The organism is Synechococcus sp. CS-1333 (assembly GCF_025128015.1).
In the GTDB taxonomy this organism is placed as follows: Bacteria; Cyanobacteriota; Cyanobacteriia; order PCC-6307; family Cyanobiaceae; genus MW101C3.
The window spans coordinates 23,423-42,276 of the sequence record NZ_JAHLYO010000003.1; the positions used below are offsets into that span (position 1 = coordinate 23,423).

Consider the following 18,854-nt stretch of genomic DNA (forward strand, 5'->3'; position numbering starts at 1 on the left):
CGGATGCCAGACTCTGCGCCGGGTTCAGCCTCGCGATGTTCGTCTTACCTGGCTACGACGCCTTCCTGGGCTTTCTGCTGATCTCAGCAGCGGTTCCGGTCCTGGCCCTGGTCACCAACAAACTGGTGTCGCCGAAATCGCGTGACGGCGAACGCCGACTCACCTATGAATCCGGCATGGAGCCGATCGGCGGTGCCTGGATTCAGTTCAACATCCGCTATTACATGTTCGCGTTGGTCTTCGTGATCTTCGACGTGGAAACGGTGTTTCTGTACCCCTGGGCCGTGGCGTTCAGCCGGCTCGGCCTGCTCGCCTTCATCGAGGCCCTGATCTTCATCACCATCCTGGTGGTTGCCCTCGCCTACGCCTGGCGTAAGGGCGCCCTCGAGTGGAGCTGACGCCCTTCCCACCATGACCCTCACTCCCACCTCCCCCTCCAGCACCCCTTCGATCGACGCCCTGCGCGATCTGCGGGCGTCCAGTTGCAACCCGGTCGGTGCTCCGCAGATCACCTCGGATCTTTCCGAGAACGTGATCCTCACCAGCCTCGACGACCTGCACAACTGGGCACGGCTCAGCAGCCTCTGGCCCCTGCTCTACGGAACGGCGTGCTGCTTCATCGAGTTCGCGGCTCTGCTCGGCTCCCGCTTCGACTTCGACCGCTTCGGTCTGGTGCCCCGCTCCAGCCCCCGCCAGGCTGATCTGCTGATCACGGCCGGCACCGTGACCATGAAGATGGCCCCGGCCCTGGTGCGGCTCTATGAGCAGATGCCCGAGCCCAAGTACGTGATCGCCATGGGCGCCTGCACGATCACCGGCGGCATGTTCAGCGCCGACTCCACCACGGCAGTGCGCGGCGTCGACAAGCTGATTCCGGTGGACCTCTACATCCCCGGCTGCCCGCCCCGGCCCGAGGCGATCTTCGATGCCGTGATCAAGCTGCGCAAGAAGGTGGGCAACGAAGCTCTGGCCGAGCGGGGCAACAACCTCCCCACCCACCGCTACCTCACCATCGGCCACGCCATGAAAGCGGTGGCGCCGATCGTCACCGGGGCCTATCTCAAGGCCGAAACCCAGGTGGCCGCTCTCGCCGATCCCACCGCTCTCCCCCTCGACACCTCCACTCCATCGGAGGTTGTTGCGGCCGAACCGATCCCCACAGCCAGCGCCTCCAGCGATGCCTGATCCCACCCCCGCCTCCGAGGGCGCCCCATCCGGCGCCAGCGACTTCGCCACCACCCTCGCCGCACCTGTGATAGGCCCGGTGAGCCAGTGGCTCAGCCAGCAGGGCTTCGACCATCAGCCGCTGGAGTCTGATCACTGCGGCATTGAAATGCTGGCCGTGGAGCCCCTGTTCCTGCCGGCGGTGGCCGCGGCTCTCAAGGCCTATGGCTTCGATTACCTCCAGTGCCAGGGCGGCTATGACGAAGGTCCGGGCGCCCGGCTGGTGAGCTTCTATCACCTGGTGAAACTCGGCGCTGGCGCCGATCCCTGCCCCGCCCCTGACAGCAAACCGCAGGAAGTGCGGGTCAAGGTGTTCCTCGCCCGCGACGGCGACCTCACCATTCCCAGCCTATACCGCCTCTTCCGCGGTGCCGACTGGCAGGAGCGCGAAACCTACGACATGTACGGCATCGTGTTCGAAGGCCATCCCCATCCCAAGCGGCTGCTGATGCCCGAAGACTGGAAGGGCTTCCCGCTGCGCAAGGACTACGTGCAGCCGGACTTCTACGAGATGCAGGACGCTTACTGAATCAGGCAGGCCCGCTCTCAGACTGTTTCCAGCACCGGTCGGCCGCCTTTGTGCCGGCGGTAGAAGCGCATCACCGCCAGGGCGAGGCTGCGTGGGTCATGGCGCAGGGTGCCAGTGGGACGGGCCCCCTGCAGCGCCGTGACCATCACCTCGTAACCCTTGGCGCGCAGGCTGCGCACATCACACTGCACGGGCTCGGCGCCGCGGGCGCGGTAGTGATCCACTAGGGCCACATCGTGGATCGGTTCCTGGGCCAGCACGGCGGTGAACAGGCGCCGGGTCACCCCCAGGCTGGCCAGCTGGGCCTCGATCGCCCGCAGGTGGCCCTCCACATCCAGCCGGTCGGTTTCGCCGGGCTGGGTCATCAGGTTGCAGATGTAGAGGCGTGGCGCCTTGCTGCGGCTGATCGCCTGCACCAGCTCCGGCACCAGCAGATTCGGCAGCAGCGAGGTGTAGAGGCTGCCGGGCCCAAGCACGATCAGCTCAGCGTTGGCGATCGCCTCCAGGGCGCGCGGCAGCGCAGGTGGCCGCTCGGGGGTGCAGCCCAGCCGCACGATCGGGCTGGGGGAATGGCCGATGCGTGACTCTCCCTCGATGCGGTCGCCGTTCTCGAGCTCCGCCCAGAGGCGCACATCGGCGTTGGTGGCCGGCACCACCTGGCCCTGCACCGCCAGCACGCGGCTGCTGGCGGTGATCGCCGATTCGAGGCTGCCGGTGATGGCCGTGAGCGCCGTGAGAAAGAGGTTGCCGAAGCTGTGCCCCTCCAGCCCACTGCCCGATCGGAAGCGGTACTGGAACAGACGGGTCAGCAGCGGTTCCTCGCGGGCCAGAGCCGCCAGGCAGTTGCGGATGTCGCCGGGGGGTTGCACGCCGAACTCACGGCGCAGCACCCCGCTGCTGCCGCCGTCATCGGCCACCGTGACGATCGCGGTGATGTTGCTGCTGTAGCGCTTCAGGCCGCTCAGCAGGGTGGCCAGGCCCGTGCCACCGCCGATCGCCACCACGTTGGGGCCGCGGTTCAGCCGGCGCTGGGCCAGCAGCGCCTCCACCAGCAAGGTGTCTTTTTCAGGGGCGAGCGCCTGCTGGATCGAGCCGAAGCTGCGGCTCTGGCCCCACACCACCAACGCGGCGCCACCCAGCAGCACGAGCGGGCCGGTCACGCCGCGCGGCAGCACCCGCGTCATGTTCGAGAGCACCCAGTTGAGCGACTCCAGTGACCAGTAGATCGGCTTGAGATCGGCCAGGATCGCGGCTCCCAGCAGGGCCAGCAGCAGGCCCAGGCCGGAGGTGAGCATCCAGCGCTTCACCACCAGCCCCGGCTGCAGCCAGCGCACCGCCCGCCGCGAGCGGCTCATCAGGTCTTTCTGGCGCAGATCCCCGCGACCCATCCAGCCAGGGCGCCGGGCTGACCGTGTGCTGAGGCGTCGTGGCGGGAGAGGGCGCTGGGAAGTCAAGCCGAAGGGGCGTTACGCCACAGCACGGAGCTGTAGGAACTGTAAGGATGAAAGGTGTCGGCGAACCAGAACCCAGCGAGGCTCCTTCTCACGCCTGCAGGCCCTCACCACCGTCGTCCGTGTCGTCAACCCTTTCGTCCACCACCACTGGCCTTCTGCCGCCGGCTGTGCCGGTGGTGGAACTTCACGACATTTCCATGAGCTGGGGTTCGCGCACCGTGCTGGAGGGCATCCACCTCACCCTGCTGGAGGGGGAACGGCTGGCGGTGGTGGGGCCTTCAGGCACCGGCAAATCCACCGTGCTGCGCATTCTGGCGGGCCTGTTGTTGCCCACCACCGGAACCTTCCGCCTGCATGGCGTTCCACAGCGATACCTGCGCCTGGATCAGCGCCGCCCCGCTGATGTGCGCCTGGTCTTCCAGAACCCTGCCTTGCTGGCCTCGCTCACGGTGGCGGAGAACGTGGGCTTTCTGCTCTACCGCCACAGCAAATTGCCGGAGCCAGAAATCCGTCAGCGGGTGCAGCGGGCACTGGAGGCGGTGGGCCTCTACGGCATCGAAGACCAGCTGCCTGGTGAACTCAGCGGCGGCATGCAGAAACGAGTGAGCTTTGCGCGCGCCCTGATCGATGATCCCAGCAAGGCCTCCGGCCAGCATCCCTTGCTCCTGTTTGATGAGCCCACCGCGGGGCTGGATCCGGTGGCCTGCACCCGCATCGAGGATTTGATCGTGAAGGCGAATCAGGTGGCGGCCGGTTGTTCGGTGGTGGTGAGCCACGTGATGAGCACGATCGTGCGCTCGGCCCAGCGGGTGGCCATGCTCTACGACGGGCAGATCCAATGGTGCGGATCCACCGAAGACTTCGGCCGCACCGACAATCCTTATGTCGTGCAGTTCCGTACCGGTAGCCTGAACGGCCCGATGCAGCCGGCGGAGCTTTGACACCATATGCGTCGTAGCGTCCGCGAGGCCTTGGTGGGTTTCACCCTGCTGGGAGCTGTGATCGGTGGGCTCAGCCTTTGGTTCTGGCTGCGGGGTGTTTCGCTGGGCCGCAGCAATTGGACTCTGACGGTGCGTTTCGCCGATGCCGCCGGCCTGGCCGACCGCTCCGCGGTTGTGTTCCGTGGGGTGCAGGTGGGCAACGTGCGGCGGATCTCACCCACCTCATCGGCCGTGGTAGCCGAACTGGAGATCACTGATCCAAGTCTGCAGCTGGCGCGGCCGGTGGTGGCCCAGGTGCAGTCGGCCTCGCTGCTGGGCGGTGACGCCCAAGTGGCGTTGATCAGCTCCGGGCCGCCGCTGCCCGCCTCGGCTCCGCGGCCAGGCGACAAGGTCTGCAACAACACCCGCATGGTCTGCAACGGCTCCTCGCTCGAAGGGGTCAGCTCCGCCAGCTTGAGCAGCGTCACCGAGTTGATGCAGAGCCTGCTGCTCGAGGCCGAAAAGCAGAACCTGGTGCCCGAGATCGCCAGCACTACCAAGAGCTTTGACGCCACCTCCAAGGAGGCGACCCGCTTCCTCAAAGAATCCCAGAAGATCGCCGTTCAATTGGACGTGCTGATCCGCCAGCTCAACGTGGTGGCCGGAAAGGCCGACCCCATGCTTGCGTCGCTCACCACGGCCAGCGCTGATGCAGCGGCCGCCAGCCGCCACGTGCGCAACCTGACGGCCGCCCTCGACAACCCCCGCACTCTGGCCGAGCTCAAGGCCACGGTGAGCAACGCCGAGAGGCTCACAGCACGGATCGATGCGGTGGGCGGCGATGTGAGCAAGCTCACCGGTGACCCCCGCTTCATGGATGGGGTACGCAGTCTGGCCATCGGCCTGGGCCAGTTGTTTGATGAGCTTTATCCCGCCCAGACGGGCCTGGCCAAAGACAAAGCAGCCAAGGACAAGCCAGAGAAGGTCAGCACAGAGAAGCCAGGCAGCGGCTCGATCGGTGGTGGCAGGCAGGGCGCCGCGGGTGGCACCCGGCTACCGGCAGAGGCTCCCCGCCGGCTCGATCCCTGAGCCGTTGGCCTTCAAGCCGTTGCTGGCGAGCAGCGGCTGAAGGCCCGCACTCAGGGGGCGTTCAGTGCCTCCAGGGCGATGGCCGCAATCGCCTGGTCGCTGGCCTTGGGCAGTTGCACGTAGCGGCCGCCGGCCGCCTCCGCCAGTTCCTTGCCCATGCCGCTGCCGATGAACTTGCGCTCGGTGTCGATCACCAGCAGCTTGATGCCGAGGGCGCGGTAGCGGGACGCCACCCCCTTCACCTCCTCGCGCAGGTCCACCGGCTCCTCCCCTTCCAGCTGGGGCTGGCCCAGGGAGCGGCTCAGCGGTACGTTGCCGCGGCCGTCGGTGATCGCCACCACCACCACCTGGCCCAGATCGCCCTTGGACAGTGCATTGGCGCCCACCCGCGCCGCCTGGGACAGGCCATGGGCGAGCGGTGAGCCGCCGCCGCAGGGCATCTGCTCCAGCCGACGGCGTGCGGCGGTGATTGAGCGGGTGGGCGGCAGCAGCACCTCCGCCTGCTCGCCACGGAATGGGATCAGAGCCACTTCGTCGCGGTTTTCGTAGGCCTCGGTGAGCAGCCGGATCACGGCGCCCTTGGCGCTCTGCATGCGGTTGAGTGCCATCGAGCCGCTGGCGTCCACCAGGAAGATCACCAGGGCGCCCGCCTTGCGCTGCAGTTGCTTGGCGCGCAGGTCGCCGTCTTCGACGATCACGCGGCGGTGCGGTTCCCGCTCACGGCGGCTCTTCTGGTGCGGCGCCGCCGCCCGCAGGGTGGCATCGACGGCGATGCGGCGCACGGGCCCGCGCGGCAGCATCGGCTTCACGTAGCGGCCGCGCGACTCGCTCTGCACCAGGGAGCGCTTGCCGCCGCCGCCCCCACGGGAGCGGGCGGCGGCGAACAGCAGCAGGTCGGGGTCGATGGCGGTGGCCTCCGGATCGAGCAGGAATTCCTCCGGAATCGACGGCGGCGCCTGGTCGTCGGGGCTGTCGTCGTCGTCTTCTGGAGGGTCCTCTTCCGGGGCGTCGTCGTCGCTGGCCTCGGGGGGTTCGGGCGGTTCCGGCTCCTGGGGCTGCTGCTCCGCCTGGGGCGGCGGCGGCGGCTCCAGCGGCTGGTCGGGATCGGGCGGCGGCAGCTGCAGGGCCCGCGGGGCGATCACCAGACGCACCGCCACCTGCAGGTCGTCGGCCTCCACCCGGTCGCGGCCGCTCAGCGCCGCATGGGCCCGGGCGACCCGCACCGCGTACAACTCGGCCCGGTGCCCCTCCACACCGCCACGGATCGCCTCGATGACCAGATAGCGGACCTGCTCGCGTTCGATCACCACATCCTTCAACCACTGGCGGGCCAGCAGCAGCTGGGTGGCCAGGGCGTCGGTCTCCTCCTGCCAGCGGGAGCGGAACGCCTCGCTGGATTCGCCGTGGTCGAGGGCTGAGCGGGTGATCGTCACCCGTTCCTCCGTGCTCACCAGCTGGTTGGCCGACAGGGCGATGGCGAAGCGGTCGAGCAGGTGATCGCGCACCGCCCCCTCCTCGGGGTTGTAGGTGGCGATCAGCAGGGTGCGGCAGGGGTGCACAAGGCTTAACCCCTCGCGCTCGATCCGGTTGATGCCGGAGCCCACCGCCGCCAGCAGGAGGTTGGTGATGCCGTCATCGAGCAGGTTCAGTTCGTCGATGTAAAGCACGCCGCGGTGGGCCTCCGCCAGCAGCCCCGGCTGGAACACCGGTGTGCCACTGCTCAGGGAGGCGGCCACGTCCACCGCCCCCAGCAGCCGGTCTTCGGTGACGCCGAGGGGGACCTGCACGAAGGGGGCGGGAATCACCCGGGTGGGAAGCAGGGTGGTGGGATCGGCGCCGCTGGGATCGCCCCCGCGCGCTGTAATGCGCTGATGGATCGCGGTATCCCAGTCGTCGGGCCGCTGGGGATCCACGTTGCGGCTGCTCACCCCCTCGCCCAGATCGAGCACGTCGATCGGCGGCAGGAGCGCATGCAGCCCGCGGGCCAGCACCGACTTGCCGGTGCCGCGCCCCCCGGCGATCACCACCCCACCGAGCCCCGGGTCCACCGCCGCCAGCAGGAGGGCCAGCTTCAAAGTGCCATGCCCGGTGATCGCGGCGAGCGGAAAGGCGCGTGCGGCGGCGCCGGCGGCGGCCGGAGTGGCAGCGGACCCGCTGACGACCATGGGGCAGAGGCTGGAGAAGGGGGTTCAGTCTCGCTGACGGTGCTGCGCCACCCATGGCGGCGGCTGGGGGTGCTGGGGCGAACAGCCTTGTGGCGGGCAGAACCTACACTTTTGCAACGAGGCCGGGCGATGTTTCCGCACGCCTGGCATTTCTTTCTGCTATCGCTGCGGCCCCGTCATGGTGTTGTTTTCCCGGGTCGATCGTCCTGGCCGCACCAGTGAATCCAAGGCGTCGCGCCGGAACGCCGCCGAGGCGGGCGCCGCTGCGGCGCGCGGTTTCGGGGGTGGCGGCGGCGCTGGTGCCACCACCAAGACTTCCCGCAGCAGCAACAAGCGGCGCAAGGGGCTCAGCCGCGCCGACTGGGGCCCGCTCGGCAAGCACCCGGATGTGGATGCGATCGTGGCCCGCCAGCGTCTGCATCTGCCCCTGTCCGGCCGCCTCAGCGTGGAGGAGGTGAACCGGGCCTGGAAGCTGGCTGCAGCCGAGCACCACCCCGATCGCGGCGGCGCCCACGACACCATGCAGCTGGTGAACGGCGCCCGGGATCTGCTGCTCGGCCGCGACGGCGACACCCCGCTGGAGCGGCCGGAGGAGCGCCGCCGCTCGGACTTCTACTGATCCCCCGCGTGCCGTGCGGCCCGTCTGAGCGCACGCTCGCGATCGCGCTTGGGGCCAATCTCGACGACCCCGGCGCCACCCTGGCGGCGGTGAGACCCCTGCTGGCCGCCGAAGTGGTGGCCTGGGCCGGCACGCCGCCGCTGGGGGCGCCGGAGGCCGGGCTGCAACTGCACTGGTCGCCGCTCTTTCGCACCGCGCCGGTGGGGGGACCGCCTGGTCAGCCGCCCTATCTCAATGCTGTGCTGCTGGTTCGCCACATCCCTCTGCCCGCCACAGCGCCCGCCGCTCACGCGCCCTGGCCCGCCGCCGCGGAGCTGTTGCGGCGGTTGCAGCGTCTGGAAGCCGCCTTCGGCCGTGAGCGCTCGGTGCACTGGGGGCCGCGCACCCTCGACCTCGACCTGCTCTGGTGCGGCCGCCAGGTCTGCTGCACCGCCATGCTCACCTTGCCCCACCCGCGCCTGCGCGAGCGGGCCTTCGTGCTGGCCCCGCTGGCGGCCCTCGATCCGCTGCTGATCCCGCCTGGCGGGGCGGTCACGGCGGCGGAGCTGCTGGCTGCTGCCCTGCTCCGTGGCGCCGAGCCCCCGCCGCTGGCGCTGGCGGGGGTACCGGGCTGGCCCGACACCGCGCCCGTGGCGGCAGACGGTCACACTGGAAGCCCGCAGCGCGCCGTGCATGGCCCCCTTGCCGCCCCCTGAGCCCTCCACCCATCTGGCCACGGTGGGGGCTCTCGATGCCCGCAAGATCCGCTTTGAGCTCAACCGCATGGTGCTGCCCAAAGGCGTGGAAGGCACCTACGGGATCATCCGCCACCCTGGCGCGTCCCTGGCGGTGCCCGTGCTTGACGACGGCCGGGTGGTGATCCTGCGCCAGTACCGCTTCGCGGTGGAACGGCGCATCCTTGAATTCCCCGCCGGCACTCTGGAAGATGGCGAGGACCCGTTGGCTTCGATGCAGCGGGAACTGGCGGAGGAAGCGGGCTACAGCGCCAGCCGCTGGGATTCGCTGGGCCTGATGTTGCCCTGCCCCGGCTATTCCGATGAGGTGATCCACCTGTTCCTGGCCCGCGCCCTCACGCTCCTGCAGCAGCAGCCCGCTGGCGATGACGACGAAGACATGGAGGTGCTGCTGATGGAGCCGCAGGCCGTTGATGCGGCCCTGGCCAGCGGCGATGAGGCCCTGGATGGCAAGAGCGTGACCGCCTGGTTCCGCGCCCGTCAGCTGCTGGGTTGCTGAAGCGGTGCAGGAACCGTTGCGATGACCCCGCCCCGCTGGCTGTTCTGGCACCGCCGTGACCTGCGGCTGGCCGACAATCTCGGCCTGGCGGCCGCCGCTCGCGCCACGCCCGCCGTGACCGGCGTGTTCGTGCTCGATCCGGCCCTGCTGGAGGCGAGCGACCTGGCCCCGGCGCGGCTGTGGTTTCTCCTGGAAAGCCTGCGGGAGCTGGAGCAGCGCTGGCGTGAGGCCGGCAGCCAGCTGCTGCTGCTTCGGGGGGATCCAGCCGAGCTGCTGCCCCAGCTGGCGGTAGCGATCGGCGCGGCGGTGGTCGCCTGGAACCGCGATGTGGAACCCTTCGGCCGCGAGCGCGACCGCCGCGTCGCCGCCGCGCTGCAGCAGGACGGGCTGAAGGTGCTGGCGGGCTGGGATCAGCTGCTGGTTCCCCCCGAGAGCCTCTTCACCGGCGGTGGCGCTCCCTATCGGGTGTACGGGCCGTTCTTCCGTGCCTGGCGGCGCCGGCTGGAGCCGGCCGGGCCGGCGGCCGCCGGTGCTGGCGGGCTGGAGCTGGCGCCGGTAGCGGCTCCCAGCGGCCTGCTGGCTCTTGATCCCACCGCCCTGCCCGGCCGCGGCCAGGCCCTCTGGGAGCGCCTGCCGCTTCTGGACGCCGTGCCTGCGACCGGCGACAGCGCCGCTGCCCTTGGCCATGCCGGCTTCGCCGGCGCCGATCTCTGCCCCTGCCGCCCGGGAGAAGCCGCTGCCGCCGATCAGCTGGCCCTTTTCGCCGATGGCGCCCTGCTGCGGTACGAACCCGGCCGCAACCTGCCAGGCGAAGCGGGCACCTCCTGCCTGAGTGCGGCCCTCAAGTTCGGCACGCTCAGCCCGCGGCAGGCCTGGGCGGCGGCCCAGCAGCAGCGGCCCCGCGCCCGCAGCGACGAGGACCTGCAGGCGATCACGGTGTGGGAGCAGGAACTGGCCTGGCGCGAGTTCTACCAACAGGCCCTGTTTCACTTTCCCGAGCTGGCTGACGGGCCCTACCGCCCCCAGTGGCGCCGCTTTCCCTGGGAGAACGACACGGGCCGTTTCGAGGCCTGGTGCGCGGGCCTCACCGGCGTGCCGATCGTGGATGCGGCGATGCGGCAGCTGAACACCAGCGGCTGGATGCACAACCGCTGCCGCATGATCGTGGCCTCCTTTCTGGTGAAGGATCTGATCTGCGACTGGCGCTGGGGCGAACGCCAGTTCATGCGCCTGCTGGTGGATGGGGATCTGGCTGCCAACAACGGGGGCTGGCAGTGGAGCGCCAGCAGCGGCATGGATCCCAAACCCCTGCGCATCTTCAATCCCTTCACCCAGGCGGCCCGCTTCGATCCCGAGGCTCAGTACATCCGCCGTTGGCTGCCGGAACTGGCGCATGTGGCCACTGCCGATCTGATCAGCGGGGCGATCGCGCCCCTGGAACGGCGGGGTTACCCCGCACCGATCGTGGACCACAAGCAGCAGCAGGCGCGCTTCAAGGGGCTCTACGCAGGGCTGGCCTGAGCCGGCCGAGCCTGGCGTCGGTGGGGAGGATCTGGCCGGCGGCCGTGGCTCAGACCCGCACCTGGGCGCGGGACTCCGCAGGGGCAGAGGCGGGCGCTGCGGCCGCTGAGCTGCTTGCGAGCTGGCGCAAGGCAGTGATCACAGCTTGTTGTTGCTCGGAGGTCAGTTCGGGGAAGATCGGCAGGCTGAGCACCTGGGAGGTGAGCCGCTCGGTGGCCGGCAGGCTGCCGGGGCCATAGCCCAGCTGGGCGTAGGCCGGCTGGCGGTGAATCGGAATCGGGTAGTAGATGATCGTGTTGACGCCGGCGGCGGCCAGCTCCTGCTTGAGCCAGTCGCGGCAGCAGCTTTCGGGCAGGCCGTAAGTGGAGCTGGTGCTGGAGGGGGCGCAGCTGCCGCCGCAGGCGTTCGCGCCCGCTGGGCAGAACGGGACGCGCACCACGAACTGGTTCCAGCTGTGGCCGTCGGGCCCCGCCTCGGGCAGGGAGATTCCAGCAAGGCCCGCCAGCTCACGCTGGTAGGTGGCGGCGAGCTGGCGGCGTCGCTCGATCCAGCGCTCCAGATGGGGGAGCTTCACGGCCAGCACCGTGGCCTGAAGAGCGTCAAGGCGGCTGTTGTAGCCCAGCGACGTGTGCAGATAGCGCTCCGGCATGCCATGCACGGCCAACTCGCGGATGCGCTGGGCCAGCTCTGGGTCGCTGCAGAGCACAGCGCCGCCATCGCCGGCACCGCCGAGGTTCTTGGTGGGGAAAAAGCTGAAGCAGCCCGCATCCCCCCAGCTGCCCACCGGCTGCCCCGCCCAGCTGGCGCCGGTGGCCTGGGCGCAGTCTTCGATCACCTTCAGGCCATGCACTGAGGCGATCGCGGTGATCCGCTCCATGTCGACTGGACGGCCGAACAGGTGCACCGGCATCAGGGCGCGGGTGGCGGGCGTGATCGCCGCCTCGATCCGATCGAGATCGATCAGATAGGAGCTTTCCTCCACATCCACGAACACCGGCGTGGCCCCCACGCTGCTGATCGCTTCGGCCGTGGCGAAGAAGCTGAACGAACTGGTGATGACCTCATCACCCGGACCGATCCCCAGGCCTCTCAGGGCCAGCACCAAGGCGTCGGTGCCGCTGTTGCAGCCGATGGCATGGGGGCTGGCGCAGACAGCGGCGAACTGTTGCTCGAAGGCCGCAATCCGGGCCCCCCCGATGTACTGGCCGCTGCGCAACACCTGCAGAACGGCGTCTTCGAGGCCTTCACCAAGCTGATGAAGTTGCTCGGTGAGATCGAAGGGGGGCACCTGCATGCGGGCAACCTTAATCCCCTCAGCCTTCGGTTCCAGGGGGCGCTTGGCCAGGGTGCCACTTGATGTTGCAGCCAATGGCGGGCCGCTGATCGGGGTCCGGGGCCTGGCCGCTGAGCACCGCATCGAGCGCCTCTCGCAGGGCGCTGCCATCTGCGGCCTGGCCCGTTCCGGGGCGGCTGGCATCGAGCTGGCCGCGGTAGGCAAGCCGGTGGTCTGCACCGTAGAGATAGAGGTCTGGAGTGCAGGCGGCGTGGAAGGCCCGGGCCACGTTCTGGTCGCTGTCCAGCAGGTAGGGGAAGCGCCAGCCGTGCCGCTGGCGTTGGTCGTTCAGCCCCTCAGGGCCGTCCCCGGGGTGGGTGCGGACGCTGTTGCTGGCGATCGCCAGGATCACCACCCGGTCGTTGTAGTCGTGCTCAAGCCGCGTGAGCTCCGGTTCGATGTGCTTCACGAACGGGCAGTGGGCGCAGAGGAACAGCACCAGCAGCGGCTGGGGCGGCAGGGCGGTGCTGTCGTGGACGCGGCCATCGAGATCGGCGAGCTGGAACGGGGGCAGGGCCGTGCCCAGCGGCAGCATGGTGGAGGGGGTGAGGGCCATGGCGCCAGGCTCCGCGGCGGAACTTCCGCTGTGATTGTGGCGTCCGCGTTGGCGCCGCCACTGGGGCAGGATCGGCGCCCCCCGGTTCGCCCGCGTGAGCCCCTTGAAGTCTTCCTGGCGCTTGTCTTCATGGCGCCGCCTTGTGGCGTTGCCGGCGCGGCTGCGAACGGCGCGCTGGTCGCCAAGGCGGCCCTTGCTGCGGCCGTTGGCGCTGGTGGTGGTGACGCTGCTGGTGACGTCTTCCCTGCTGGCGAGTTGTGTTCCCGCCACCAACAGGGCCAGCTGGCGAATCTTCCCCCTGCAGCGCCGTCAGCCCCACGACGGCCTGGCGGTGGTCAACCAGCCCGACGGCTTCGGTGTGCACCTGTGGCTCGAAACCGACACCCGCCAGCGGGGGGTCTGCCGGCCGCGCTGGTTGCCGGATCCGCCCCGTCTGTTCAACGGCAACGGCAGTGCGCCGTTCAGCTCTGGCCTGGCGACCCGCCAGGAGTTTTTTGAGGTGGTGGCCCGCGGCGATGTGCGCCGGGCGCTGCAGCGCGAACTGGAGGCGCTCTGCCAGGCGCGCGCCCCGCGCAGCCGCTGGGAGTGGACCGATCCGCCCCGCCGTGCGGATCAGGTGAAGCAGGAGAGCTTCCCGATGCTGCAGGAGGAGGATCTGCTGCCCGATCCCAACGAGGTGCGGGCCCGTGAGGAGGCGCTGGAGCAGGGAGCTGGAGCTGAGGCCCCGGCACCGTCTGCAGCACCGGAGGCTGCGCCCTAGTCCCTGGCTCCCGGCGCGCTCAGCCCTTTACCTCGTCGGCCTTGAAGCGGGACAGGGCCAGACCCCCCGCCGCCCAGGACTGCAGTGGTGCAGGCGTGCTCAAGCGGCGGTGAGGCGTGGCCCCTCGAAACCGGCCCAGACCGCCCGCTCGGCCCGCTTCCAGTAGCGGCTGAAGCGCCGCAGATCCACGGGGCCCTCCAGCTGCACGAATGGCTCGGGCTCCAGCACCACCAGCGGCAGGGCGGCGCCGATCGTCGCGGAAAGCTCTGCAAAGCGAGGATCCACCGCCCGGCAGGTCACCACCCCGTCGGCGCCATGGTGAGCGGCGAAAGCGAGCAACTCCTCCGCCACAGCTCCGGCCCGGAGCACCACTGGCAGATCCAGCAGGCATTCGTAGAGGAAGCCGAGCCGCTTGAGGCTGATCGCCGGGCCCTGGCCGGCGCTTCCCTCGATCAGGGCCCGGTCGAACACGAACAGGGCCGGCCGATCGTGATGGGCGCGCCAGGCGGGGTTGGCCTGCCCCAACGCCTCGCCGTGGATCCAGAGCACCGGCCGCTGCAAGGGGCCAGCTGGAGCGACGGTGGCCTGCTTGGGTAGGCCAGCGGCTGACCTGCCGGCGGTAGGGGCTGGCGGCAGGGTCTGGTCCTGCAGCGGCGGCTCCGGCAGGCTGAGCGGCGCCTCGCTGCGGAACAGCCGCTCGCCCAGCCGTTCGTAGCTGGCTTCGAACGGGCAGCCACCCGGCCGGCCGGCGCCACCGGCTTGCGCCTTCGGGCAGGCGCGACAGAAGCGGCCGCCGCTGAAGCGCTCCAGATTGGCGCGGTTGAACAGGTAGGGCTTGGCACTGAAGGTACCGGCCACCCATTGCCAGCTGAGGTTGTTGCTGGCCGGGTCGCCGTCGAGCAGGTGACGCAGGAACCAGCGGGCGCCGGTCTGCCAGCGCACCCGCCGCCAGTGCACCAGGTAGGCCGCCAGCCATAGGCGGGCATGGTTGTGCAGCCAGCCCTCTTGCACCAGTTGATGGCGAAAGGCATCGATGCAGGCCAGGCCGGTGCTGCCGCCGGCGATGTCGTCGGGCAGGTCTGCGCGGTAGGCCGTGGGCGGCAGGCCGCTGGCGCCCTGCTCGCGGTCGTCCCAGATGCCCTCGCCCAGCTGCTGCCAGACGCGCTGCCAATAGTCACGCCAGCCGAGCTCGTTGATCAGCTTCTCTCCGGCGCTGCGCCCCAGCCCCCGGGCGGCCAGGGCGTCGAACACCGCCTGCCGCACCTCCGCCAGGGTGAGCACCCCGTGGCGGATGTAGGGGGAGAGGCGGGTCACGGCGCCATCGAGATGGTTGCGGCTGGTGGCGTAGGCCACCGGGTCGAGCGCTGCCAGCGCCGCCAGCGCCGCTGCCCGGCCACCGCGCATCGGGCTCAGCGGTGGGGCGTCTTCGGCATCCGGGGCGACCGGTTGCTGGCCGAAACGGGCCTGCAGCTCGACGGCCAGCTCGTGCCGATCGGCGAAGGTGCGGGGCAGATCGCCGGTGGCAGGCGGCCAGGCGAGGGGGACAGCGGGCTCCATGGCACCGATCGTGGCGCGGGCAGGGCGCCAGCGCTGCGGGAGAATTCCTGCCAGCTCGCTCCCCAGGACATGCTTCTCGATCTGCGCGGCAAGAAGGCCCTGGTCACCGGCATCGCCAACAACCGCTCGATCGCCTGGGGCATCGCTCAGCAGTTGGCCGCGGCGGGCTGCGAGCTGGCGGTCACCTACCTGCCCGACGACAAGGGCCGCTTCGAGGGCAAGGTGCGTGAGCTCACGGCCCCGCTGGCCCCCAGCCTGGTGCTGCCGCTCAACGTGCAGATCCCCGAGCAGATCGAGGCCGCCTTCGCCGCGATCCAGGAGCAGTGGGGCAGCCTCGATGTGCTGATCCACTGCCTGGCCTTCGCCGGCAAGGAGGAGCTGGTGGGCGACTACAGCGCCATCACCCCCGAAGGGTTCGGCCGGGCGCTGGAGGTGAGCGCCTATTCGCTCGCGCCGCTCTGCCGCTATGCCAAGCCCCTGTTCAATCCTGGCGCCAGCGTGATCACGCTCAGCTACCTGGGCGCCGAGCGGGCGATTCCCAACTACAACGTGATGGGGGTGGCCAAGGCGGCCCTTGAGGCCTCGGTGCGCTACCTGGCCGCCGAACTGGGCCCCGACAACCAGGTGCGGGTGAACGCCATCAGCGCCGGCCCGATCCGCACCCTGGCCAGCTCCGCCATCGGCGGCATCCTCGACATGATCCACAACGTGGAGGAGAAGGCCCCGCTGCGGCGCACCGTTACCCAGGACGAAGTGGGCGCCACCGCCGCCTTTCTGGCCAGCCCGCTTGCCTCTGGCATCACCGGCCAGGTGATCTATGTGGACGGCGGCTACTGCATCACGGGGATGTGAGCGCCCTCCCGCCTCACGGTCCACGCATCAGCTCCTCCAAGCGCATCGGCATCACCGTTCCCATCCAGTCGATCGTGGTGGTGTGAAGGTTGTAGAAGGCGGCTTCCACCTGCAGGCGGCCACTGCGCATCAGATCGGTGAGCAGCACGCTGGAGTCGACCAGGTTGCGGGCCGCGTTGAGGGTGTGGTGGCGGGCGGCCTGATCCAGGTCGTCGTGGCCGCCGAGGTTGAGCAGCTCCATGCGCAGCTGCCCCACGACCTGGGCCAGGCTCGGGGTGAGGGTCAGCGCCGGGTTGAAGGCCGCTTCCATGGCGCCACAGCGCTCATGGCCGAGCACCACGATCACGGGCACGCCCAGGTGGGCCACGGCGTACTCCAGCGAGGCGATGGCTGCGGTGGTGGAGAGGGTGCCGGCGTTGCGCACCACGAACAAGTCGCCGAAGCCCGTGTCGAACAGCAGCTCCACCGGCACCCGGGAATCGGCGCAGCCCAGCACCGCCGCAGCCGGATGCTGGCCCGATTCCACTTCGAGCATGCGCTCACGGCTGCTGTGGGGATGGAGCGATTCACCGTCAAGGAAGCGCCGGTGGCCTTCTCGCAGTTCGGCGAGCACCGTCAGGGGACAGTTTTTCACGCAGGGGCCGGATCGGTGCTGGCGATTGTGGACCGAGTCAGGCCTTCGGGTTCGGCATGATTGGTACTGTCCCGCCCCACAGCCCGTGTCCCTCCATCCGGACCTCGATCCCGGCAGTCCGGGAGGCCGTAGCGGCCGTGTCCACCGGGTCACCGGGGAAACCGATGTGCGGGTGCGCCTGGATCTCGATGGCAGTGGCGCCTGCCAGGTGAGCACCGGGGTGCCGTTCCTGGATCACATGCTGCATCAGCTGGCCAGCCATGGCCTGCTCGACCTGGAGATCAGCGCCCACGGCGACACCCACATCGACGACCACCACACCAACGAGGACGTGGGCATCGCCGTGGGCCAGGCCCTGGCGCAGGCCCTGGGCTCCCGCCGCGGCATCCATCGCTTCGGCCATTTCGTGGCGCCGCTCGATGAAGCGCTGGTGCAGGTGGCGCTTGATTGCTCCGGTCGCCCCCACCTCAGCTACGGGCTCACGATTCCGGCCCAGCGGATCGGCACCTACGACACCGAGCTGGTGCGGGAGTTCTTCGTGGCGGTGGTGAACAACTCGGGCCTCACCCTGCACATCCGCCAGCTCGATGGCCTGAACTCCCATCACATCGTGGAGGCCTGCTTCAAGGCGTTTGCCCGGGCGCTGCGGCTGGCGGTGGAGATCGACCCGCGCCGGGCCGGTGCCGTACCCAGCAGCAAGGGGGTGCTGGAGCAGGCGGGCGCCGCTTAACACTCCTTTACGTGATGATGGGAGGACCGCCGTCCGCTCGCCCGTTCATGACCCTGGCCGCCAGCCGCCCCGACCATCCGGACGCACCGGAGTCCGCCGCGAGCCCCACCACCTACGCCCGCGCCGACTGGGCCAGTGCGTTCCGCAACGTGGGCAGCGAACTCACGGCGGCGCCGCTCACCGCCAGCAAGGGCTCCATCCCCAGTGAGCTCAGCGGCACCCTCTACCGCAACGGGCCGGGCCGGTTGGAGCGCGGCGGCCAGTGGGTGCATCACCCCTTTGATGGCGACGGCATGATCACCGCCGTGCGCTTCGACGGTGGCGCCGCCAGTCTCACCAACCGTTTCGTGCGCACCGAGGGCTGGCTGGCGGAGGAGGAGAAGGGCAGCTTCGTGTACCGCGGCGTGTTCGGTACCCAGAAGCCCGGCGGTCCCCTGGCCAATGCCTTCGACCTGCGGCTCAAGAACATCGCCAACACCCACGTGGTGCGGCTGGGCGACCGCCTGCTGGCGCTCTGGGAGGCGAGCCTGCCCCACGGCCTTGATCCCGACACGCTGGAGACCACCGGCCTCGAACGGCTTGATGGCGTGCTTGCCGCCGGGGAGGCCTTCAGCGCCCACCCCCGCTTCGATCCCGGTCACCGGGGCGGTCCGCGCATGGTCACCTTCGGGGTGAAGGCGGGGCCCCGCAGCAAGATCCGGCTGATGGAGTTCGACGCCTCCAGCAGCCAGGCCAGCAACGGCGAGGCCATCAACAGCCAGGACCCAAGCAGCCACGGCACCAGCGGCGATCACAGCAGCGGTCACCAGGGCAGCGGTAGGCACGGCAGTGGCCGCCTGCTGGCCGATCAGACCCGCAGCTTCAAGGGGTTCGCCTTTCTGCACGATTTCGCGATCACCCCCAACTGGGCCGTGTTCCTGCAGAACGCCATGGCCTTCAACCCGCTGGGCTTCGTGTTCGGCCTGAAGGGAGCCGCCCAGTGCCTGGCCTCCAAGCCCGGCGAGCAGGGCCAGTTCTGGCTGATTCCTCGCTCCGGTGAAGGGGAGCCCCTGCAGGTGCAGGCGCCGGCCGGCTTCGTGTTCCACCACCTCAATGCCTTCGAAGACCCCGGCGCCGGCGCCGCCGGCCAGGTGGTGGTGGATTCGATCTACTACGACGACTTCCCCACGATCGGCCCGGACACCGACTTCCGTGCTGTCGACTTCAGCACCCTGCCGGTGGGCCAGCTGCACCGCTGCCGCATCGATCTGGCCACCGGCACGGTGAGCAGCGAGCGGCTGGAGGAGCGCTGCTGCGAATTCGCGATGGTGAACCCCGCCCGCGTGGGGCTGGACGCCCGCTACGCCTGGATGGCGGTCACCCACCGGGAGCGGGGCAACGACCCGCTGCAGGCGATCGAGAAGCTTGACCTCCACTCCGGCGAACGCTGGGTGTGGAGCGCGGCGCCGCGCGGCTTCGTCAGCGAGCCGCTGATGGTGCCCCGGCCGGCCGTTGGCGCCGGGTCCGCTCCGGCGGAAGACGACGGCTGGATCCTCTGCGTGGTCTGGAACGGTGCCCGCTCGGCCAGTGACCTGGTGATCCTGCGGGCCGACGACCTCACCGAGCAGGCGGTGATTCCCCTGCCCCTGGCCATCCCCCACGGGCTGCATGGCAGCTGGAGTGCGGCGTGAACCCGCGC

Annotated in this window: 19 protein-coding genes; 13 read left to right on the top strand and 6 right to left on the bottom strand. The window is 69.7% G+C overall.

The annotated features are described in order from the left end of the window. Positions 1-35 precede the first annotated feature (35 nt). From KQ303_RS00365 to KQ303_RS00375, 3 genes are read left to right on the top strand one after another with little or no spacing between them, the layout of a single operon-like run. Positions 36-398 carry an NAD(P)H-quinone oxidoreductase subunit 3 gene (locus KQ303_RS00365; RefSeq protein ID WP_094514471.1) on the top strand — a complete coding sequence of 121 codons (363 nt, stop codon included), beginning with the start codon at positions 36-38 and terminating at the stop codon, positions 396-398. A gap of 13 nt (positions 399-411) precedes the next feature. Beyond that, positions 412-1,185: an NADH-quinone oxidoreductase subunit NuoB gene (gene nuoB, locus KQ303_RS00370; RefSeq protein ID WP_259728696.1), complete on the top strand. Its 774-nt coding sequence runs from the start codon at positions 412-414 to the stop codon at positions 1,183-1,185. Then, positions 1,178-1,753: an NAD(P)H-quinone oxidoreductase subunit J gene (locus tag KQ303_RS00375; RefSeq protein WP_259728697.1), complete on the top strand. Its 576-nt coding sequence runs from the start codon at positions 1,178-1,180 to the stop codon at positions 1,751-1,753. The genes nuoB and KQ303_RS00375 overlap by 8 nt, the downstream gene beginning before the upstream one ends. Before the next feature lie 17 nt (positions 1,754-1,770). Here KQ303_RS00375 and yvcK read toward each other — a convergent pair whose 3' ends face one another. Further along, a complete protein-coding gene (gene yvcK / locus KQ303_RS00380) occupies positions 1,771-3,141 on the bottom strand; it encodes a gluconeogenesis factor YvcK family protein (RefSeq protein WP_259728698.1) in 1,371 nt (456 codons plus the stop codon). Positions 3,142-3,404: 263 nt separating this feature from the next. On the opposite strand from yvcK, the gene KQ303_RS00385 reads away from it, so the two are divergent. Beyond that, positions 3,405-4,148 carry an ABC transporter ATP-binding protein gene (locus KQ303_RS00385; protein ID WP_259728731.1) on the top strand — a complete coding sequence of 248 codons (744 nt, stop codon included), beginning with the start codon at positions 3,405-3,407 and terminating at the stop codon, positions 4,146-4,148. Positions 4,149-4,154: 6 nt separating this feature from the next. Further along, complete coding sequence (locus tag KQ303_RS00390; protein ID WP_094514485.1) at positions 4,155-5,216, top strand: MlaD family protein; 1,062 nt, start codon at positions 4,155-4,157, stop codon at positions 5,214-5,216. 50 nt (positions 5,217-5,266) lie between these two features. On the opposite strand, the gene bchD is transcribed toward KQ303_RS00390, so the two are convergent. Beyond that, entirely contained in the window at positions 5,267-7,381 is a 2,115-nt protein-coding gene (gene bchD, locus KQ303_RS00395; RefSeq protein WP_259728699.1) for a magnesium chelatase ATPase subunit D, read from the bottom strand. Between the two features lie 178 nt (positions 7,382-7,559). Here bchD and KQ303_RS00400 point away from each other — a divergent pair, with 178 nt between their 5' ends. Genes KQ303_RS00400 through KQ303_RS00415 form a run of 4 tightly spaced genes read left to right on the top strand, consistent with a single transcriptional unit; the run spans position 7,560 to position 10,754 of the window. Beyond that, positions 7,560-8,000, top strand: a complete 441-nt coding sequence (locus tag KQ303_RS00400; protein WP_259728700.1) for a hypothetical protein — start codon at positions 7,560-7,562, stop codon at positions 7,998-8,000. A gap of 8 nt (positions 8,001-8,008) precedes the next feature. Beyond that, positions 8,009-8,695, top strand: a complete 687-nt coding sequence (gene folK / locus KQ303_RS00405) for a 2-amino-4-hydroxy-6-hydroxymethyldihydropteridine diphosphokinase (RefSeq protein WP_259728701.1) — start codon at positions 8,009-8,011, stop codon at positions 8,693-8,695. Next, positions 8,673-9,233, top strand: a complete 561-nt coding sequence (locus KQ303_RS00410; protein WP_259728702.1) for an NUDIX hydrolase — start codon at positions 8,673-8,675, stop codon at positions 9,231-9,233. Before folK ends, KQ303_RS00410 begins: the two co-directional genes overlap by 23 nt. A gap of 21 nt (positions 9,234-9,254) precedes the next feature. Further along, the gene (locus KQ303_RS00415; protein ID WP_259728703.1) at positions 9,255-10,754 is read left to right on the top strand and encodes an FAD-binding domain-containing protein; all 1,500 of its coding nucleotides are present in this window, start codon (positions 9,255-9,257) and stop codon (positions 10,752-10,754) included. A gap of 49 nt (positions 10,755-10,803) precedes the next feature. On the opposite strand, the gene KQ303_RS00420 is transcribed toward KQ303_RS00415, so the two are convergent. Both KQ303_RS00420 and KQ303_RS00425 read right to left on the bottom strand, forming a co-directional pair. Beyond that, positions 10,804-12,048, bottom strand: a complete 1,245-nt coding sequence (locus KQ303_RS00420; protein WP_259728704.1) for a DegT/DnrJ/EryC1/StrS aminotransferase family protein — start codon at positions 12,046-12,048, stop codon at positions 10,804-10,806. Positions 12,049-12,067: 19 nt separating this feature from the next. After that, the gene (locus tag KQ303_RS00425) at positions 12,068-12,913 is read right to left on the bottom strand and encodes a thioredoxin family protein (protein ID WP_311134084.1); all 846 of its coding nucleotides are present in this window, start codon (positions 12,911-12,913) and stop codon (positions 12,068-12,070) included. Here KQ303_RS00425 and KQ303_RS00430 point away from each other — a divergent pair. After that, positions 12,876-13,403, top strand: coding sequence for a hypothetical protein (locus KQ303_RS00430; protein ID WP_233133121.1), 528 nt, complete (start codon positions 12,876-12,878; stop codon positions 13,401-13,403). The two genes, KQ303_RS00425 and KQ303_RS00430, sit on opposite strands and share 38 nt — an antisense overlap. A gap of 99 nt (positions 13,404-13,502) precedes the next feature. Here the strand turns inward: KQ303_RS00430 and KQ303_RS14640 are convergent, their stop codons facing one another. Then, the gene (locus KQ303_RS14640; protein WP_311134085.1) at positions 13,503-14,960 is read right to left on the bottom strand and encodes an FAD-binding domain-containing protein; all 1,458 of its coding nucleotides are present in this window, start codon (positions 14,958-14,960) and stop codon (positions 13,503-13,505) included. A gap of 69 nt (positions 14,961-15,029) precedes the next feature. Here KQ303_RS14640 and fabI point away from each other — a divergent pair, with 69 nt between their 5' ends. Then, positions 15,030-15,812 carry an enoyl-ACP reductase FabI gene (fabI, locus tag KQ303_RS00445; protein WP_259728705.1) on the top strand — a complete coding sequence of 261 codons (783 nt, stop codon included), beginning with the start codon at positions 15,030-15,032 and terminating at the stop codon, positions 15,810-15,812. Positions 15,813-15,825: 13 nt separating this feature from the next. Here the strand turns inward: fabI and KQ303_RS00450 are convergent, their stop codons facing one another. Continuing rightward, positions 15,826-16,446 carry a carbonic anhydrase gene (locus KQ303_RS00450; RefSeq protein WP_259728706.1) on the bottom strand — a complete coding sequence of 207 codons (621 nt, stop codon included), beginning with the start codon at positions 16,444-16,446 and terminating at the stop codon, positions 15,826-15,828. A gap of 85 nt (positions 16,447-16,531) precedes the next feature. On the opposite strand from KQ303_RS00450, the gene hisB reads away from it, so the two are divergent. Then, a complete protein-coding gene (hisB, locus tag KQ303_RS00455) occupies positions 16,532-17,176 on the top strand; it encodes an imidazoleglycerol-phosphate dehydratase HisB (RefSeq protein ID WP_094514522.1) in 645 nt (214 codons plus the stop codon). Positions 17,177-17,223: 47 nt separating this feature from the next. Next, a complete protein-coding gene (locus KQ303_RS00460; RefSeq protein WP_259728707.1) occupies positions 17,224-18,846 on the top strand; it encodes a carotenoid oxygenase family protein in 1,623 nt (540 codons plus the stop codon). Positions 18,847-18,854 lie beyond the last annotated feature (8 nt).

What these genes read in the sequence shown, in the direction of transcription:
- KQ303_RS00365 (WP_094514471.1), top strand. Translation starts at nt 36, where the DNA reads ATGTTCGTCTTACCTGGCTACGACGCCTTCCTGGGCTTTCTGCTGATC.
- nuoB (WP_259728696.1), top strand. Translation starts at nt 412, where the DNA reads ATGACCCTCACTCCCACCTCCCCCTCCAGCACCCCTTCGATCGACGCC.
- KQ303_RS00375 (WP_259728697.1), top strand. Translation starts at nt 1,178, where the DNA reads ATGCCTGATCCCACCCCCGCCTCCGAGGGCGCCCCATCCGGCGCCAGC.
- yvcK (WP_259728698.1), bottom strand. Translation starts at nt 3,141, where the DNA reads ATGGGTCGCGGGGATCTGCGCCAGAAAGACCTGATGAGCCGCTCGCGG.
- KQ303_RS00385 (WP_259728731.1), top strand. Translation starts at nt 3,405, where the DNA reads ATGAGCTGGGGTTCGCGCACCGTGCTGGAGGGCATCCACCTCACCCTG.
- KQ303_RS00390 (WP_094514485.1), top strand. Translation starts at nt 4,155, where the DNA reads ATGCGTCGTAGCGTCCGCGAGGCCTTGGTGGGTTTCACCCTGCTGGGA.
- bchD (WP_259728699.1), bottom strand. Translation starts at nt 7,381, where the DNA reads ATGGTCGTCAGCGGGTCCGCTGCCACTCCGGCCGCCGCCGGCGCCGCC.
- KQ303_RS00400 (WP_259728700.1), top strand. Translation starts at nt 7,560, where the DNA reads ATGGTGTTGTTTTCCCGGGTCGATCGTCCTGGCCGCACCAGTGAATCC.
- KQ303_RS00410 (WP_259728702.1), top strand. Translation starts at nt 8,673, where the DNA reads ATGGCCCCCTTGCCGCCCCCTGAGCCCTCCACCCATCTGGCCACGGTG.
- KQ303_RS00415 (WP_259728703.1), top strand. Translation starts at nt 9,255, where the DNA reads ATGACCCCGCCCCGCTGGCTGTTCTGGCACCGCCGTGACCTGCGGCTG.
- KQ303_RS00420 (WP_259728704.1), bottom strand. Translation starts at nt 12,048, where the DNA reads ATGCAGGTGCCCCCCTTCGATCTCACCGAGCAACTTCATCAGCTTGGT.
- KQ303_RS14640 (WP_311134085.1), bottom strand. Translation starts at nt 14,960, where the DNA reads ATGGAGCCCGCTGTCCCCCTCGCCTGGCCGCCTGCCACCGGCGATCTG.
- fabI (WP_259728705.1), top strand. Translation starts at nt 15,030, where the DNA reads ATGCTTCTCGATCTGCGCGGCAAGAAGGCCCTGGTCACCGGCATCGCC.
- KQ303_RS00460 (WP_259728707.1), top strand. Translation starts at nt 17,224, where the DNA reads ATGACCCTGGCCGCCAGCCGCCCCGACCATCCGGACGCACCGGAGTCC.